The following is a 16,248-nucleotide window of genomic DNA, read 5'->3' as shown; positions in this document are numbered from 1 at the left end:
CCCGAAGGAGTATGTTGCAGGTCGGGCAGGGTTCGTGAAGGGAGCGGAGCCACATGGCGGGGCGGAACGGGCGCACGGTACGCGACCTCAGGAGGGCCAACCGCACGGCCGTACTGCAGCGACTCTACTTCGACGGCCCCCTCAGCCGCTTCGAGCTGGGCCCGGCGACGGGCCTGAGCTCGGGCTCGGTGAGCAACGTGGTCGCGGACCTGGTCGCCGACGGCCTGGTCGAGGAGGCCGGCAGCGTCGACTCCGACGGCGGCCGCCCCCGCACCCTGCTGCGCGTCGCCCCGCAGAGCGGACACATGATCGGTGTGGACGTCGGCGAGACCCGGGTCCGGGTCGAGCTGTTCGACCTGAACCTGACCGAACTGGCCCGCGTCGAGCGTCCGTTGGCGCAGCAGGGCTACGACGTCGAGGTGATCGTCGGCCACATCCGGGACGGTATCGACGAGGTCCTCGCCACCGAGGGAGCCTCGCCCGAACTGCTCCTCGGTGTCGGCGTCGGTGTCCCCGGCATCATCGAGCACACCGACGACCGGGGCGCCCTCGTGCACGGCCAGACCATCGGCTGGGACGCCGTCCCGCTGGAGGAACTGCTCCGCTCCGGCTGCCGGCTCCCGGATTCCGTGCGGTACTTCATCGACAACGGCGCCAAGACCCTGGGCCAGGCCGAGATGTGGTTCGGCGCCGGGCGCGGCGCGGACAACGCGGTCGTGGTGCTGTTCGGCTCCGGCGTCGGCGCCTGCCTGGTCACCGCCGAGGTGGAGCACGGCCGGGCCGTCGAATGGGGCCATCTGACCGTACGGGTGCGGGGCCGCCGCTGCCGCTGCGGCGCGCTCGGCTGCCTGGAGGCGTACGCCGGTGCCGAGTCGCTGCTCGCCCGCTGGCGCGAGGAGGGCGGCCGTCCGGCCGAGGGCCTCGACGAGGAGAGCGCGCTCACCGCGATGCTCGCCGCCGCCTACCCGCCGGAGGGCACCGAGCCCGACCCGGTCGCGCTCGCCGTTCTTGAGGAGACCGCCGAGTACCTGGGCGCCGGCCTCTCCGACCTGATCAACCTCTTCCAGCCCGAGCGGATCCTGATCGGCGGCTGGGCCGGGCTCCAGCTCGGCGCCCGCTTCCTGCCCGCTGTACGCCGGTACGCGACCACGTACGCGCTGCGCCACCCCGCCGAGCAGGTCACCATCGACCTCGGCCGGCTGGGCCCGGACGCGGTCACCGTCGGCGCCGCGATCCTGCCCCTCGCCGACTTCTTCAGCCGCGGCGGCCGTCGCGCGGAACCGGCGACCGAGGACCGGCTCCCCGCGTGGCGCACGGCCCTGGAGGAGCGCAGCCCGCGCTGACCCGCGCGTTTCGCCGCGTGCGGCCGAGGTACTCGCCTGACGCTCGGAACGACGCGAGGGGAGTATGCCGTGGGTGAGAAGCAGGGCGGCAAGCCGGTCCCCCGGGACCTGCCGGACCAGCAGGCGGGGTCCGGCCGGGACCCGTGGGAGGCGGCGGAGATCCGACGGCCGCAGGACCGCGACGACGACCTCCCCGACCCCGACGAGGCCGGCACGGGCCCCCGGGGTGCACCGCGCTCGGGGGCGGTGCACCCCGAGGATCCGGTGCCCGAGGAGCCGTCCGCCTGAGTGCGGAGAGCCGGCCCTGGCAGCCGCGGACCGCGGCTGCCAGGGCCGGTACGCGGCACACCGGGTGGCTCAGGCGAACGCGTTGACGCCCGTCAGCTCCGCCGAGAGGTCCCACAGCCGGGCGGCCTGCTCCGGGTCGACCGCCCAGGACTTCACACCGGTCGGCTCGCCCTCCACGGCGGGCTCGGCGATGTCGCAGTCCTCCAGGTACACCCCGCCCATGCCGTCCAGCTGCGCGGACGTGGCCGCCCAGGTCTGGGTGGCGGCACCCTGCTCGGGCGTCTTCAGGCCCGCGACCTCCAGCAGGTTCCCCTGCTCGTCCACCCAGCCGCGCTCGATCTTCTCCTCGAGGGGGATGTGCCGCTGGAGCGGGGTCATGATGCCGCCGGGGTGCAGTGCGAAGGCCCATACGCCGGAGTCCCGGCCGAGCCGGTCGAGGTGCACGGCGAACAGCACGTTCGCCGTCTTGGCCTGGCCGTACGCCTCCCACTTGTCGTAGCCGTGCCGCCACTGGACGTCGTCCCAGCGCATCCCGGAGAAGTGGTGGGCGCGCGAGGAGACCGACACGACCCGGGCGCCGCCGGGCTCGACGGCCGACCAGAGCCGGTTGACCAGGGCGAAGTGCCCGAGGTGGTTGGTGGCGAACTGGGCCTCCCAGCCGGGCCCGACCCGGGTCTCGGGGCAGGCCATGATCCCCGCGCTGTCGATCATGAAGTCGACGGTCCGGCCGGAGGCCAGGAACCGCTCGGCGAAGCCGCGCACGCTCTCCAGGTCGCCGAGGTCCAGCTCGTCCACCTCGACCCCGTCGAGGCCTGCCAGCGCCTCGCGGGCGGCCTCGACGCGCCGTGCGGGGGCCACGACGCGGGCGCCCGCCCGGGTGAGGGCCCTGGTGGTCTCCAGGCCCAGCCCGGAGTAGCCGCCGGTGACGATCGCGAGCCTGCCGTCGAGGTCGAGGCCCGCCAGGACCTCGTCGGCCGTGCTGTCCGCACCGAAACCGGAACCGATCTTGTGCTGAGGTGTCGTAGTGCTCATGACTCGAACGCTACGAATTGGAGTGCTCTCGAAGTCAAGCGGACGTCCCCGACCGTCCCGAACGGCCCCGAACAGCGGAAAGCCCCGGCCGCGACGGGGGATTCGCGGCCGGGGCGGCCAGGTGGTGGGCACGGATGGCGGTCGCCTCTCGGCGAAAGGCTCCACAGGGCTTCAGCCGAACGATCGTCCCTGTGGGCAAAAGGTGAGGCCCGGGGACACTGTCCCATCCGCACCCACGGCTGGTTCAACGGACAACCACCCCTGGGTGTTCCGGGCCCGTGGGTGATGCGGGTCACCCGGCGGACGGCGGGATGTGCCGGCCGTCCGCCGGGTGACCAAGAGCGGTCGCGGGTTTGCCCGCCGCTTCCTCAAGCATGTGCAAATGTCCGGGCAAATATCCGGTCGGCGGCTCCTGGGCCGCCCGGCAGGGTGACTCGGACCGGTCACTTCCGGCCGGGGAGATCTACCCTCGATTGCATGACCGAGATAGCGAGCCCGTTCATCTCCCAGCCACGGATCCTGGTGCTCGGGGTCTTGACCGGCAAGCCCGGCACCCCGCCCTTCCGCATCGTGGAGATCGACGGTGAGGTGGTCGGCCAGGCGCGCACCGTCACGGATGTGCTGGAGGTCGCCGCGGCCTACGGCATCAAGGTCCACGACCTGGACGACCCGGACGTGGTCTGCTGGGTGGGCGGGGACAAGTTCACCTGGACGCCCCGCCCACTGCGCCGCTAGCCGGCGGCACGCCTCGTGCTCAGCCGACCGTCCACTTCTGGTTGGCGCCGCCGCTGCAGGTCCAGATCTGCAGCCGGGTGCCGTTGGCAGAGTTGTTGCCGGTGACGTCCAGGCACTTGTTCGCCTGTGGGTTCACGATGTCGTTCGCCGACGAGACGGCCCACTTCTGGGCGGCGGTGCCGTTGCAGTCGTAGAGCTGGACCGTCGTGCCGTCCGCCGTGCCGCCGCTGGTGACGTCCAGGCACTTGCCCAGCGCGCGGATGGTGCCGTCGCTGCCGACGGTCCACTGCTGGGCGGCGGTGCCGTTGCAGTCGTAGAGGTCGACGGGCGTGCCGTTGGCGGTGTTCGCCCCGGCCACGTCCACGCACTTGCCGGCCAGGCCCTTGATCGCGACCCCGGCCGCGGTGTCGCTGGTCGTCACCGACACCGAGTCCACGACCAGCTGCGCCGGGAAGGCGGTCGAGCTGTCCGGGTCGCCCGGCCAGTAGCCGCCCACGGCCAGGTTCAGGATCAGGAAGAACGGCTTGTTGAAGGCCCAGGTGTTGCTGCCCACGTCGGCGGGGGTGCGCGTCTGGTAGACGACGCCGTCGACCGACCACTTGATCGAGTTGGGCGCCCAGTCGACGGCGAACGTGTGGAAGGCGTCCGCGAAGGCCTGCCCGTTCGACAGCGAGTAGGCGGCGCCTATCCCGTTGGAGCCGGAGTAGCCGGGGCCGTGGATGGTGCCGTGGATCGTGGAGGGCTCGTAGCCGACGTTCTCCATGACGTCGATCTCACCGGAGTTCGGCCAGCCGACCGACCCGATGTCGGTGCCGAGCATCCAGAACGCCGGCCACATGCCCTGCCCGCGCGGGATCTTCATCCGGGCCTCGACATGTCCGTACTGCGCGCTGAACTTCCCGGAGGTGTTCAGCCGGGCCGAGGTGTACTGGCAGGTGCCGTACCAGCACTGGTAGTTGGCGGGGTTCTCCTTCTTGGCCGTGATGACCAGGTGACCCTGGCCGTCGAGGGCCGCGTTGTTGGTGCCGGAGGTGTAGTACTCCCGCTCGTGGTTGTTGACGTTGTCGCCGGTCTCCAGCGTCCACTTCGAGGAGTTGACCGCCGAACCGGCGGCCCCGTCGAAGGTGTCGGAGAAGGTCACCGCGGCCGCGCCGGCGTCGGCGGCCTCGGCCCGGTGCGCGGGACCGACCGCGACGGAGCCGACCAGCGCGGCGGACAGGACGGCGAAGAGACATCTGCGGAGCAGTCGTGGGGAGGCCATGGCGCTCCCTTCCGTATGGCGGCCGGGCGCGGGGAGGCGTCCGGCCGGGGTGGGGGGTAAGGGCGATGCCTCTTGATTTAAGGAGTGAGATAAGAGACGCGTCAATACTTTGGTACGGACCAGTACTGGACGATCTGATGGCTGGTTCCGGATGATCGGCCGACCGTCACGCCTTGCGCTTGCGGGCGTGCACCGCCCGGCCCAGCCGCCGGCCCAGCAGCAGCCAACCGACCAGCGCCCCCGTGGTGTTGAGGATGACGTCGTCCACGTCGAACGCCCGGCCGGTGACCAGGGCGCCCTGCGCCATCTCCACCAGCAGCATCACGATCGCGGTGAGCAGCAGCACCCGCAGGACGCCCCGGGCGCCGGGCGCGAGGACCGGCACGAGGATCCCGAACGGGACGCCGAGCAGAACGTTCCCGCCGATCTGCTTGACGGCGTCACGGAACGCGGGCTGGTCCAGATAGATCCTGAGGGTGGCGCCGGGATGCAGATTGGTGTGGGCGATCGACACCGACGCGGGGGACGGATCGAGCGTCAGCCGGGCCAGTACGACGGCGAACGCCACCATGGCGACGAAGGCGCACGTCATGGCCAGCAGCCGCAGCGGGAGGGGCAGCGGACGGCGCTCGACACCGCCGGCCTTGGCGGAGGGCTTGGTGGAGGGTTTGGTGGAGGCTTTGGTCGCGGCCTTGCCGGTGGTGCCCTTCTTGGTGGTGCTCTTCTTGGCGGTGCCTGCGGGCTTGGCGGGGCTCGCGGGCTTCGTGGCGCCGTCCTTCTTCGCGGTGGCCCCGGGTGCGGTGGGGCGGACCTTTGCGGTGGGGCGGACCTTGATCATGCGTGCGGCCTTGGTGAACAGCCCGGCGCTCCGGCCGGTGCCCTCGTCCTTCTTCGTCCCCTCGGTCGGGTCGCCCTTGGCGGTGCGCGGGCGCGAGGCGGCGCTGGCCATGAGGTCCTCCACTCGTCAAATTAGCGGCGTGGTAACGCTGTTACCCGCCGAGCGCCGGGAGATGCCGACCTCCTCGCCGACGTTCGCGCTCGGCACGTCGGGCGCCGAGAAGGCAGCGGACCCCGGTCGCCGTCCACCGGGAGGCGACCGGGGTCCTGCCGGGCTGTCCCCCGGCGTCGATCAGACCGTCCCGTAGGACACGTGCACCTCCGTGAAGCCGAGGGAGTGCAGCAGACCCTCCAGCATGCCGGTGGTGTTGGTCTCGGCGCGGGTGGTCAGCCCGCTGTCCTTGGCCGCGTCCGAGATGTGCTTCACCGCCAGCTTCTGTACCGCCTGCTCGCTGTTCGGGTTGTCCGAGAACAGGTCGCCGAGCCGGTCGAGCAGACCGCGCTGCTTGGAGACGGCGTACGAGTGGTCGGCGTCCAGGGTGGCCTTGCCCAGTTGCGCGTGCGGCAGCCGGATGGTGGCCTCGGTCCGGTCGGCGTTGACCGTCACGTCCTTCTGGGCGATCTTGCCGAGGTCGACATAGGAGTCGACGGTGCCCGCGCCGACGTACAGGGTGCGGGTGCCGCGGATCGCGCTGGGCAGGTACTTGGCGTCCTTCTCCAGGTCCACGACGACCTGGAAGTTGCCGGAGGCCGCGTCGTAACGGCTCATGTCCTGGATGGACTTGAGCAGCGCCGGGCCGGTGTTGTCGCGGGTCTCCGTGCCGAACAGGTCCTTGATCCCCGGCAGCACCGCCAGTTTGATCCCGGCGAACAGCACCACGAGCACCAGCACCAACCCGGTGACCAGTTTCGCCCAGCCGGACATGCGCCGGGGCCGGGCCGTGACGGGAGCCTCCTGCGTGGAGCTCGCCTTGCTCTCCTTGGTGGAACTCGCCATGTGACGGTCCTCCTTTCCAACGACACGAATGCCCGCCAAAAGCCTTGTCAGACCGTGTTGTCGGCTGATTGAGACAGCTGAGGCAGGACTGATACATGCGATGCCCAAGCGCGATCTTCACGGCTTCCCGTCCCGGAGGACGGGTCAGGCCCGGGCGGCCAGCTCCGCGATCCGGCGCGCCGACACCGAACCCGGATCCGCGGTGACGAGAACGACCTCCTGGTCGTCCTCCGGCACCAGCAGAACGTCGCAGTTCAGCCGCAGGCGCCCCAGCTCCGGATGGTCCAGGACCTTGGTGCGATGTCCCGGGGCGTGCACCGGATGAGTGGCCCAGATCCGCCGGAACTCCGCGCTCTCCGCACGCAACTCATCCAGCAGGGCAGCGAGTTGCGCGTCGTGCGGATAGCGCGCGGCGGCCCGCCGGAGCCTGGCCGCCACGATGTGCGCGAACTCCTCGGCACTGGAGCTCTCGTACGTCCGCCCCTGGCCCAGGAAGCGCCGCCGCGCCAGGTTGGTCGTGCCGTGTCCCAGGTCGCCGCCGAGCAGCAGCTGGGCGAGGGGGTTCCAGGCCACCAGGCCGTAGGCCGCGTCGGTGACGATCGCCGCGGTGTCGGGCAGCCGCTCCAGCATCCGCGCGACATGCGGGCGCACCTGCCGGACCGCCGCGGTGCCGGGCGGCGGTGCGGCCGAGCCGGCCAGGCGGAAGAGGTGGCTGCGCTCGGCGGGGGTCAGCCGCAGCGCCCCGGCCAGGGCGTCCAGGACGCGCGGGGAGGGGCGGGGGCCGCGGGCCTGCTCAAGGCGGACGTAGTAGTCGACGGACATGTGGGCCAGCTCGGCGACCTCCTCGCGGCGCAGCCCGGGCGTGCGGCGGTCGGTGCCCGGCGGCAGCCCCACCGCCTGCGGGCGCAGCCCAGCCCGGCGCTCGCGCAGGAAGCGGGCCAGTTCCTGCCTCGCCATGCCGTCGTCGCCTCCTCGGTCAGCCTGGTACAGGTGGTCCCTGGCAGGGCGGACGCGGCCGGGGGGACCGTGGCTGTCATGAACGATCGCACAGCACTCGTCACCGGTGCCAACAAGGGCATCGGCTTCCATGTCGCCAGGCTGCTCGCCGAGCAGGGTTTCCAGGTCCACGTCGGTTCCCGGGCGGCCGAGCGCGGCGAGCAGGCCGTGGCGCAGATCGGCGGCAGCGCGCGGCTCCTGGTGCTGGACGTCACGGATGCCGGCAGCATCGAGCGGGCCGCCGCCCGCGTCGGCCGCCTCGACGTCCTGGTCAACAACGCGGGCGTCCAGCCGGTGACCGGTACCCCTTCCGAAACCGGCGTCGAGGGCTTCCGGCAGACGTACGAGACCAATGTCTTCGGCGTCGCCGCGGTCACCAACGCCTTCCTGCCCGCCCTGCGCCGCTCCGCCCACCCGCGCATCGTGAACGTCTCCAGCGGCACCGCGTCCCTCACCTGGAGTACCGGGCCCAATCCGCAGTTCACCGAGGGCGTCCCCAGGTCCGCCGCCTACCGCACCTCCAAGGCCGCGCTGAACGCGCTGACCGTCCTGTACGCCCAGGAGCTGGCCGAGGACGGGATCAAGGTGAACGCCCTGGCCCCCGGGCGGCGGGCCACCGACCTGGTGCCCGGTGCCGCCGTCGGGGGCGGCGATCCGGCCGAGGGCGCGCGGGGTGCCGTACGGCTGGCGCTGCTGCCCGACGACGGCCCCACCGGCGGGTTCTTCTCCTGGGACGGCACACCCGTGCCGTGGTGAGAGCGGCGCGGTCCGTAGCATGAGCCCGTAGCCCGTATTGATCATGCGAGGAGCGGATCGTGCGAGACATCGCCGTCTTCAGCGGCAGTGCCCACCCCGAGCTGGCCGAGGAGGTCTGCGCGCACCTCGGGGTGCCGCTCAGCCCGATCCGGGTCAGCCGGTTCGCCAACGACTGTCTGGAGGTGCAGCTGCAGGCCAACTGCCGGGAGCGGGACGTCTTCCTGGTCCAGCCCCTGGTCCGGCCGGTGCAGGAGCACCTGGTGGAGCTGCTGCTGATGTGCGACGCGGCCCGCGGCGCCTCCGCGGGCCGGATCACCGTCGTCATGCCCCACTACTCGTACGCCCGCTCCGACAAGAAGGACGCCCCGCGCATCTCGCTCGGCGGCCGCCTCGTCGCCGATCTGCTGGTGGCCGCCGGAGCGAGCCGGGTCCTCGCCATGACCCTGCACGCCCCGCAGGTGCACGGCTTCTTCTCGGTGCCGGTCGACCATCTGCACGCGCTGCGCGAGCTGGCGGCCCACTTCCGGCGGTACGACCTGTCGCGCACCACCGTCGTCTCTCCCGACCTCGGCAACGCCAAGGAGGCCGCCGCCTTCGCCCGGCTGATCGGCGCCCAGGTGGCGGCCGGCGCCAAGCAGCGGTATCCGGACGACCGGGTCACCATCAGCTCGGTGATCGGCGATGTGGCCGACCGGGACGTCATCGTGCTCGACGACGAGATCGCCAAGGGCAGCACGGTCATCGAACTGCTGGAGCGGCTGAGGGAGTTGGGGCCGCGTTCGATCCGGATCGCCTGCACGCACGGGCTGTTCGCGGCCGGGGCGCTCAAGCGGCTGAGCGAGCAGCCCGACGTGCTGGAGATCGTCTGCACCAACACGGTGCCGGTGCCCGCCGAGGAACACACCGACAAGCTGCGGATCCTGTCCATCGCCCCGGCGCTGGCGGAGGCCGTACGCCGTATTCACAACGGTGAGTCCGTGAGCGCCCTGTTCGACGAGCCGCGCAACCTCTAGACAGGAAGGAGCAGTTGTAGCGCTGAACCGCGCTCGGCGGCACCGACGCGATCAGGAGGCCCCCAGTGGCGAAGGCCAGGTTCGAGCGGACGAAACCCCATGTGAACATCGGCACCATCGGGCACATCGACCACGGCAAGACAACACTCACCGCGGCCATCACCAAGGTGCTGCACGACAAGTTCCCCCAGCTCAACCCCTTCACCCCGTTCGACCAGATCGACAAGGCGCCCGAGGAGCGGCAGCGCGGCATCACCATCTCCATCGCGCACGTCGAGTACCAGACCGAGCGCCGGCACTACGCGCACGTCGACTGTCCCGGCCATGCCGACTACATCAAGAACATGATCACCGGGGCCGCCCAGATGGACGGGGCGATCCTGGTGGTCGCCGCCACCGACGGGCCGATGCCGCAGACCAAGGAACACGTGCTGCTGGCCCGTCAGGTGGGCGTGCCGTACATCGTCGTCGCGCTCAACAAGACCGACATGGTCGACGACGAGGAGATCCTGGAACTGGTGGAGCTGGAGGTGCGCGAGCTGCTCACCGAGTACGAGTTCCCCGGCGACGACGTCCCGGTGGTCAAGGTCTCCGCGCTCAGGGCCCTGGAGGGTGACCCCCAGTGGACCGCGGCCCTGCTCGAACTCCTCGACGCCGTCGACGAGTTCGTGCCCGAGCCGGCACGGGACGTGGACCGGCCGTTCCTGATGCCGATCGAGGACGTCTTCACCATCACCGGCCGGGGGACCGTCGTCACCGGCCGGATCGAGCGCGGGGTGCTGCGGGTCAACAGCGAGGTCGAGATCATCGGCATCCACCCGCAGAAGACGAGGACCACGGTCACCGGCGTCGAGATGTTCCGCAAGCTGCTCGACGAGGGCCGGGCCGGGGAGAACGTGGGCCTGCTGCTGCGCGGGGTCAAACGGGACGACGTGGAGCGCGGCCAGGTCGTCATCAAACCCGGAACGGTCACCCCGCACACGGAGTTCGAGGCCCGCGCCTACATCCTCTCCAAGGACGAGGGCGGCCGGCACACCCCGTTCTTCGATAACTACCGCCCCCAGTTCTACTTCCGCACCACCGACGTGACCGGGGTCGTCACCCTGCCCCCGGGCACCGAGATGGTGATGCCGGGCGACAACACCACCGTGCACGTCCAGCTGATCCAGCCGATCGCGATGGAGGAGGGCCTGAAGTTCGCGATCCGCGAGGGCGGGCGGACCGTCGGCGCCGGTCAGGTGACGAGGATCATCACCTAGCGGATTCCCGGACAACCGCACCGGCAGGGCGTCACAGGGTGCCGGACGTGGCCTCGGGCTGGCCCAGGGCCGCGTCCAGCGTCGCCCTGGGCGGCAGCAGCCGCGACAGTCCGGTCACCTTCAGCACGCGCAGGGTCAGCGGGTGCGCACAGACCAGCTGGAGCTGTCCGCCGCGCTCCAGCACCCTGCTGCGCGCCCGGTAGAGCAGCCGCAGTCCCGAGCAGTCGAAGAACTCGACGTGCAACAGGTCGATCACCACCCGGACGTTCTCCTGGCCGGTCACCCGGTCCAGGTAGGGCGCGATCTCCGTTGCCGCCGCGATGTCGATCTCGCCCCGCAGCTCCAGCACCGTGTGGCCGCGGTCCTGGTGGATGCGCAGGTGCCGGGAGAGCGGCGGGGGATCCTGCCGGGGTTCCTGGCGCACGACGACATCACCTCCCACCCCTGCCGGTTCAATTCCGTTCCCCGCCTTGCAAGTTACCCTCGATGGAGGGAATTTGAGCATGTTCGATTGACATATGTCTGCTGCTTCGGCTCGCCATTTTCTGTGGCGTGCGCGACAGTCGGGGAACGGGCACGTGAGAGCCCTGGCGCTCGGCTAGGACAGCGCGTGCCACGCCTTGCTCAGCGCCTGGCGGAACTGCTCCTCCTGATGCGCGGTCAGCTCGCGGACCATCCGCTCCTCCAGCTCCCGCACCGGCCCGGCGACCCCGGCGAGCAGCTCGCGCGCGGTGTCGGTCAGCAGGATCAGCAGCTCCCGCCGGTTGCGCGGATTGCGCTCCCGCCGGATGAGCCCGCGTGTCTCCAGGGACCGTACGAGGTCGGCCATCGACTGGGCGGTGACGAACGAGTCCCGGGCCAGCTGGGCCGCCGACAGGCCGTCGTGGCGCTCCAGGACGGTCAGGGCCGTGTACTGCAGCGCGGTGATCCCGGCGGGCTTCACCAGCTCGTCGAGATGGGAGCGGACCACCAGCTCCACCTGCTTGACCATGTACAGCAGCGAGGGGCCTGTCTTTGTACCGACCATGCGTTCACCCTAGACCATTGACAGGATTCCTGTCTGTAATCAGACTGCGGACCAGATGCTCGACCAACAGGAATCCTGTTTGTTGAAAACTTGGCGACCAAGGCGCTCGGCGCCGACCGCGCCATCGACGCTGGGGAGTGGGCAATGACGACCACCTTCGAGAACGGACCGGGGCAGCTGTTCATCGGCGGCCAGTGGCGGGAGGCCGCCGACGGGGCCCGGACGGAGGTGACCGATCCGGCCACCGGCCAGGTGATCACCACCGTCGCGGAGGCCGGGGCCGCCGACGTCGACGCCGCCGTGCGCGCCGCCCGCGAGACCTTCGACGCGGGTGACTGGTCGGGACTCAGCGGCCGGGAGCGCGGCCGCGTGCTGCACCGCGTCGCCGAGCTGATCCGGGAGAACGCCGAGGAGATAGCCGCCCTGGAGAGCCTGGACGTCGGCAAGCCCATCACCCTCGCCGGAGCCGTCGACGTCACCAACGCGGCCAACGACTACGAGCACTTCGCGGCCCTCGCCCACTCCCTGGACGGCGCCGTCCGCGACATCCCGCTCAACGCCCTCGCCTACACCCGGCGCGAACCGATCGGCGTGGTCGCCGCCATCACGCCGTTCAACTTCCCGCTCATCCTGGCCGGTTCGAAGATCGGCCCGGCCCTCGCCGCCGGCAACACGGTCGTCCACAAGCCCGCCGACGAGACCCCGCTCAGCGCCCTCCGCATGGCCCGTCTGTTCCGGGAGGCGGGCGTCCCCGACGGCGTCGTCAACGTCGTCACCGGCGCCGGACCGGTCGCGGGCGAGGCCCTGCTGCGCCACCCCGGCGTCGACAAGGTCGCCTTCACCGGCTCCACGGCCATCGGCCGGCACGTCGCGAGCACGGCCGGGGAGGCGCTCAAGCCGGTCACCGTGGAGCTCGGCGGCAACGCGGCCCACCTCGTCTTCGAGGACGCCGACCTGGAGAAGGCCGTCGGCGCGGTCATCAAGGCCTTCGTCTTCAACACCGGCCAGTTCTGCATGGGCGGCCCCCGGCTCCTGGTCGCCCGCCCGGTCCATGCCACCCTGCTCGGCATCCTCGCCGAGGCCGTGCCCGGCGTCCCGGTCGGCGACCCGCGCGACCCGGCCACCGTGGTGGGCCCGATGGCGGGGGAGAAGCACCTGCGCAAGGTCGAGGAGTACGTCGAACTCGCCCGCAAGGAGGGCGGCCGCATCGTCTGCGGCGGCGAACGCCTCGACCTGAACGGCGGCTTCTACTACCAGCCGACCGTCGTCGCCGACCTGCCGAACGACTCCCGGGTGGTCCAGGACGAGATCTTCGGCCCGGTCCTCACCGTGCAGCCCTTCGACTCCGAGGACGAGGCCGTCGCCCTCGCCAACTCCACGCCGTACGGCCTCGCCGCCGGCATTCAGACCGGCAGCCTGGCCCGCGCCCACCGGGTCGCCGCCCGTCTCCAGGCCGGCATCGTCTGGGTCAACGACTGGGCGATGCTCGACCCCGCCGTCCCCTTCGGCGGCGTCAAGGCCTCCGGCTTCGGCCGCGAGTACGGCCCCGAGTCCCTCACCGCGTACACCAAGGTCAAGTCCGTCGTCGTCTCGCTCGACTGAGCCCCCCAGACCAGGAGTTCGTACGATGTCCCTCACCACCCGAGCCGCCGTGGTCGAGTCCGGCGGCGCGTCCTTCACCCTCAGCGACGTCGAACTGGACGCGCCGGGGCCCTACGAGGCGCTCGTCCGCATGGTCGCCACCGGTCTGTGCCACACCGACCTCAGCGTGGCCAGTGGCGGACTTCCCTTCCCGCTGCCCGGAGTCCTGGGCCACGAGGGCGCCGGCGTCGTCGAGGCCGTCGGCTCCGCCGTCACCGGCGTGGCCCCCGGCGACCACGTCGTGCTGTCCTTCACCTCCTGCGGCGCCTGCCGCAACTGCCACGGCGGCCACCCCGCCTACTGCACCACCTGGCTGCCGCTCAACCTGATCGGCGGCCGGCGCGCCGACGGCACCGCCACCCTCAGCCGGGACGGCGAACCGCTCGGCGGTCACTTCTTCGGCCAGTCCTCCTTCGCCGAGCGGGCGTTGGTGGACGAGCGCAGCCTGGTCAGGGTCGACCCGGACGTGCCGCTGGAGTCGATCGCCCCGCTCGGCTGCGGGGTGCAGACCGGGGTCGGCGCCGTGTGGAACGTCCTGGAGCCGGCCACCGGCAGCACCATCGTCGTCCTCGGCGCCGGAGCGGTCGGCCTGTCGGCCGTCATGGCCGCCGCGCTCACCCCCGCCACCACGATCGTCGCCGTCGACCGGGTGGCCGAACGCCTGGAACTGGCACGGGAGGTGGGTGCCACCCACACCGTCGACGCGACCCGGGAGGACGTGCCCGAGGCCCTCCGGCGCATCTCGGACGGAGCCGGCGCCGACGGCATCGTGGAGACGACGGGCAGCGTCGCCGTGCTCCGCCAGGGCGTCGACGCGCTCGCCGCCCGCGGCATCCTGGTCGTCGTCGGCGCCCCGCCCTTCGGTACCGAAGTCCCCCTGGACGTCAACGGGTTGCTGGCCGGGAAGCGGATCGTCGGCCTGACCCTCGGCGACAGCGAGACCCAGGCCTTCATACCGGCCCTGGTCCGGCTGGTCCGCGAGGGGCGGCTGCCGCTGCACCGGCTGATCAGCACCTACCCGTTCGCCGAGATCGACCGGGCCGTGCAGGACATGAGCACGGGCAAGGCGATCAAGCCCGTGCTCACCTTCTGAGTCCGTCCCGCGGACGTCAGTCCACCACCAGGACCAGCTTGCCCGTGGTCCGGCCGGTGCCGCCCAGCTCGTGCGCCTTGGCGGCATCGGCCAGCGGGAAGGTCCCCGCGACCGTGGCCCGAAGCTTCCCCTCCTCGACCAGTCCGGCGATCGCCCGCATCCCGGCTCGGTCGGCGTCCACCAGCATCCGCACCGCCCGCACGCCCAGCCGCTCGGCCTCCTCGTACAGCTCGGGCGAGCCCAGCGGCAGGATCGACACCTCGATCCCGCCCGGCCGCAGCACCCGCAGCGAGGCCACCGAGGTGTCGCCGCCGATCGTGTCGAGCACGACGTCGACGTCGCGCACCGCCTCCGTGACGTCCACGGACCGGTAGTCCACCGGCTCGTCCACGCCGATCTCCCGCAGGAAGTCGTGCTTGCCGGCGCTCGCCGTGCCGATCACGTACGCGCCACGCGCCTTGGCGATCTGCACCGCCACGTGTCCGACCCCGCCGGCCGCCGCGTGGATCAGCACCCGCTGCCCCGGCTGTACGTCGGCGTTCTCCACCAGTGCCTGCCAGGCCGTCAGCGACACCAGCGGCAGCGCGCCCGCCTGGACGTGGTCGATCCCGGCCGGCTTCGGCACCAGGGCACGGGCGGGAAGGGGCACGTACTCGGCGTGCGTGCCGTGCCCGAACGGGTAGGGCACCATGCCGAAGACCTCGTCCCCGGGCCGGAAGGCGGCGACGCCGATCCCGGTCTCCTCGACCGTTCCGGAGACGTCCCAGCCCAGGACGAAGGGCGGCTTGCCCAGAAATCCGCCGGTCTCCCGGTGCCTCCAGTCGGTCGGGTTGAGGCCGGCGGCCCGCACCCGGACCAGCACCTCGTTGGGGCGCGGCTTCGGCCGCTCCACCTCGATCACCTTCAGCACCTCGGGGCCGCCGAGGGCGTCCTGGCTGATCGCACGCATCGTGTTCACATCGTTCATGGTCACCCAGCCTGCCGGGACGCGCCCGACCGGAAAATGGCACGATGGCCAACCTTCGATGGAATCGTGCCAGCCCTTCCTCCTGGCGAGGGTGAACGTTCCGGCCCGCTCCGCCGTCCAAGGACGGCAACGGTGACGAGCGGCGGGGGCGGGCATGCGCAGAGGGCTGGCGGCGGCGACGGTACTGGTGGCGGCCGCGGCGGTGGCCTGCGACGGCGCGAGCGGGCCGGACCTGGTGGTCGAGGGGACGCCGCCCGCGACGCCGTACCGCGGATCGCTGGACATCCCCACCCGGGAGGTCGACGCGAGCACCCCGCAGGCCATGCGCACCGCCTCCGGCGCGGCCGGCCGCGCGCTGGAGTGCGACGGGGAGATCTACTGGGGGACCGGGCCCGACGGCTGGAGCGAGGGCGACGGCGGCGACTCGCCCGAGGCGGGCCTGCGGCTCTTCTTCGACATGTTCGAACCGGAGGTGCCGCGCAGCGGCTACCGCGTGGAGCGCCGGGAGGCGGACCGGGTGCTCTACTCCTACGACGTCGGCGGGCGCACGAAAGTGGCCGTCGTGGTCGCCAGGGACCAGAAGGGCAGGCCCGGCTGGGGGCCGGAGACCAACGCCACCTGCGATCCCTCCGAACTCCCGGCGAGTGTGACGACGGGAGCGGGATGGCCCGAGATCTGGACCGAGGCACACGGCCGCCGGGTACCGGTCTCGAAGATCACCAGCTCCTCCGGCCCCGAGCACTGCGGCTGGCAGTCGGCACACTTCCTGACGCTCGGCGGCACGACCTACGTCCGCGACCCGCACGGCGTTTTCGCCGAGGGCTCCGAACTCGCCGGACGCTACGACGGTGACACCACGATGCCCGCCGACGCGCACGACACCGGATACCGCTTCCGCGACTGGCGGCTGTGGCTGACGGACGACGGCGACACGGCGTACGTCCGCACCTCGCACGGCGTGGAGGCCTGGCCCAGGGAGCGGCGCGGCTTCGCCTGTGCCTGA

General features: G+C 71.6%; 17 protein-coding genes. 9 read left to right on the top strand and 8 right to left on the bottom strand.

The genetic code is table 11. The annotated features are described in order from the left end of the window. Positions 1 to 53 precede the first annotated feature (53 nt). Complete coding sequence (locus tag KVT45_RS04380) at positions 54 to 1,343, top strand: ROK family transcriptional regulator (protein ID WP_217545123.1); 1,290 nt, start codon at positions 54 to 56, stop codon at positions 1,341 to 1,343. Positions 1,344 to 1,412: 69 nt separating this feature from the next. After that, on the top strand, positions 1,413 to 1,631 hold the full coding sequence (locus KVT45_RS04375) for a hypothetical protein (protein WP_089103402.1): 219 nt from the start codon (positions 1,413 to 1,415) through the stop codon (positions 1,629 to 1,631). A 69-nt stretch (positions 1,632 to 1,700) separates the two neighbouring features. On the opposite strand, the gene KVT45_RS04370 is transcribed toward KVT45_RS04375, so the two are convergent. Continuing rightward, entirely contained in the window at positions 1,701 to 2,663 is a 963-nt protein-coding gene (locus KVT45_RS04370) for an SDR family NAD(P)-dependent oxidoreductase (protein ID WP_217545122.1), read from the bottom strand. A 477-nt stretch (positions 2,664 to 3,140) separates the two neighbouring features. Between KVT45_RS04370 and KVT45_RS04365 the strand changes: the two genes are divergently transcribed. Beyond that, positions 3,141 to 3,398, top strand: a complete 258-nt coding sequence (locus KVT45_RS04365) for a hypothetical protein (protein ID WP_217545121.1) — start codon at positions 3,141 to 3,143, stop codon at positions 3,396 to 3,398. Between the two features lie 19 nt (positions 3,399 to 3,417). Here the strand turns inward: KVT45_RS04365 and KVT45_RS04360 are convergent, their stop codons facing one another. The 4 genes from KVT45_RS04360 to KVT45_RS04345 form a co-directional block, all read right to left on the bottom strand. Continuing rightward, positions 3,418 to 4,659, bottom strand: coding sequence for a glycoside hydrolase family 16 protein (locus KVT45_RS04360; protein WP_217545120.1), 1,242 nt, complete (start codon positions 4,657 to 4,659; stop codon positions 3,418 to 3,420). 166 nt (positions 4,660 to 4,825) lie between these two features. Beyond that, positions 4,826 to 5,608, bottom strand: a complete 783-nt coding sequence (locus KVT45_RS56110) for a VanZ family protein (RefSeq protein WP_254646284.1) — start codon at positions 5,606 to 5,608, stop codon at positions 4,826 to 4,828. Positions 5,609 to 5,788: 180 nt separating this feature from the next. Continuing rightward, positions 5,789 to 6,421: a DUF4230 domain-containing protein gene (locus KVT45_RS04350; protein ID WP_254646344.1), complete on the bottom strand. Its 633-nt coding sequence runs from the start codon at positions 6,419 to 6,421 to the stop codon at positions 5,789 to 5,791. Positions 6,422 to 6,637: 216 nt separating this feature from the next. Next, positions 6,638 to 7,450: a helix-turn-helix transcriptional regulator gene (locus KVT45_RS04345; RefSeq protein WP_217545118.1), complete on the bottom strand. Its 813-nt coding sequence runs from the start codon at positions 7,448 to 7,450 to the stop codon at positions 6,638 to 6,640. A 78-nt stretch (positions 7,451 to 7,528) separates the two neighbouring features. Here KVT45_RS04345 and KVT45_RS04340 point away from each other — a divergent pair, with 78 nt between their 5' ends. The 3 genes from KVT45_RS04340 (at position 7,529) to tuf (ending at position 10,517) form a co-directional block, all read left to right on the top strand. After that, positions 7,529 to 8,245, top strand: coding sequence for an SDR family oxidoreductase (locus KVT45_RS04340; protein WP_217545117.1), 717 nt, complete (start codon positions 7,529 to 7,531; stop codon positions 8,243 to 8,245). A gap of 59 nt (positions 8,246 to 8,304) precedes the next feature. Beyond that, positions 8,305 to 9,258, top strand: a complete 954-nt coding sequence (locus KVT45_RS04335; RefSeq protein WP_217545116.1) for a ribose-phosphate pyrophosphokinase — start codon at positions 8,305 to 8,307, stop codon at positions 9,256 to 9,258. Positions 9,259 to 9,323: 65 nt separating this feature from the next. Next, positions 9,324 to 10,517, top strand: coding sequence for an elongation factor Tu (gene tuf / locus KVT45_RS04330; protein WP_217545115.1), 1,194 nt, complete (start codon positions 9,324 to 9,326; stop codon positions 10,515 to 10,517). Positions 10,518 to 10,548: 31 nt separating this feature from the next. Here tuf and KVT45_RS04325 read toward each other — a convergent pair whose 3' ends face one another. Then, positions 10,549 to 10,941: an anti-sigma factor antagonist gene (locus tag KVT45_RS04325; protein ID WP_308310642.1), complete on the bottom strand. Its 393-nt coding sequence runs from the start codon at positions 10,939 to 10,941 to the stop codon at positions 10,549 to 10,551. A 174-nt stretch (positions 10,942 to 11,115) separates the two neighbouring features. Then, entirely contained in the window at positions 11,116 to 11,544 is a 429-nt protein-coding gene (locus KVT45_RS04320; protein ID WP_217545113.1) for a MarR family winged helix-turn-helix transcriptional regulator, read from the bottom strand. Positions 11,545 to 11,688: 144 nt separating this feature from the next. Between KVT45_RS04320 and KVT45_RS04315 the strand changes: the two genes are divergently transcribed. Beyond that, a complete protein-coding gene (locus KVT45_RS04315; protein WP_217545112.1) occupies positions 11,689 to 13,146 on the top strand; it encodes an aldehyde dehydrogenase in 1,458 nt (485 codons plus the stop codon). 25 nt (positions 13,147 to 13,171) lie between these two features. Then, the gene (locus tag KVT45_RS04310) at positions 13,172 to 14,278 is read left to right on the top strand and encodes an NAD(P)-dependent alcohol dehydrogenase (protein WP_217545111.1); all 1,107 of its coding nucleotides are present in this window, start codon (positions 13,172 to 13,174) and stop codon (positions 14,276 to 14,278) included. A gap of 16 nt (positions 14,279 to 14,294) precedes the next feature. Here the strand turns inward: KVT45_RS04310 and KVT45_RS04305 are convergent, their stop codons facing one another. Next, positions 14,295 to 15,245, bottom strand: a complete 951-nt coding sequence (locus KVT45_RS04305; RefSeq protein ID WP_217545110.1) for an NADP-dependent oxidoreductase — start codon at positions 15,243 to 15,245, stop codon at positions 14,295 to 14,297. 154 nt (positions 15,246 to 15,399) lie between these two features. Between KVT45_RS04305 and KVT45_RS04300 the strand changes: the two genes are divergently transcribed. Beyond that, on the top strand, positions 15,400 to 16,248 hold the full coding sequence (locus KVT45_RS04300) for a hypothetical protein (protein ID WP_217545109.1): 849 nt from the start codon (positions 15,400 to 15,402) through the stop codon (positions 16,246 to 16,248).

Origin of the sequence: Streptomyces sp. GbtcB6, from assembly GCF_019091475.1 — a bacterium.
In the GTDB taxonomy this organism is placed as follows: Bacteria; Actinomycetota; Actinomycetes; order Streptomycetales; family Streptomycetaceae; genus Streptomyces; species Streptomyces hyaluromycini.
This window is presented reverse-complemented; position numbering and strand designations above follow the sequence as displayed.

Bases quoted from the DNA above. Each gene is read 5' to 3' on its own strand.
- KVT45_RS04380 (WP_217545123.1), top strand. From the start codon at position 54: ATGGCGGGGCGGAACGGGCGCACGGTACGCGACCTCAGGAGGGCCAAC.
- KVT45_RS04370 (WP_217545122.1), bottom strand. From the start codon at position 2,663: ATGAGCACTACGACACCTCAGCACAAGATCGGTTCCGGTTTCGGTGCG.
- KVT45_RS04365 (WP_217545121.1), top strand. From the start codon at position 3,141: ATGACCGAGATAGCGAGCCCGTTCATCTCCCAGCCACGGATCCTGGTG.
- KVT45_RS04360 (WP_217545120.1), bottom strand. From the start codon at position 4,659: ATGGCCTCCCCACGACTGCTCCGCAGATGTCTCTTCGCCGTCCTGTCC.
- KVT45_RS56110 (WP_254646284.1), bottom strand. From the start codon at position 5,608: ATGGCCAGCGCCGCCTCGCGCCCGCGCACCGCCAAGGGCGACCCGACC.
- KVT45_RS04350 (WP_254646344.1), bottom strand. From the start codon at position 6,421: ATGTCCGGCTGGGCGAAACTGGTCACCGGGTTGGTGCTGGTGCTCGTG.
- KVT45_RS04345 (WP_217545118.1), bottom strand. From the start codon at position 7,450: ATGGCGAGGCAGGAACTGGCCCGCTTCCTGCGCGAGCGCCGGGCTGGG.
- KVT45_RS04340 (WP_217545117.1), top strand. From the start codon at position 7,529: ATGAACGATCGCACAGCACTCGTCACCGGTGCCAACAAGGGCATCGGC.
- KVT45_RS04320 (WP_217545113.1), bottom strand. From the start codon at position 11,544: ATGGTCGGTACAAAGACAGGCCCCTCGCTGCTGTACATGGTCAAGCAG.
- KVT45_RS04315 (WP_217545112.1), top strand. From the start codon at position 11,689: ATGACGACCACCTTCGAGAACGGACCGGGGCAGCTGTTCATCGGCGGC.
- KVT45_RS04310 (WP_217545111.1), top strand. From the start codon at position 13,172: ATGTCCCTCACCACCCGAGCCGCCGTGGTCGAGTCCGGCGGCGCGTCC.
- KVT45_RS04305 (WP_217545110.1), bottom strand. From the start codon at position 15,245: ATGAACGATGTGAACACGATGCGTGCGATCAGCCAGGACGCCCTCGGC.
- KVT45_RS04300 (WP_217545109.1), top strand. From the start codon at position 15,400: ATGCGCAGAGGGCTGGCGGCGGCGACGGTACTGGTGGCGGCCGCGGCG.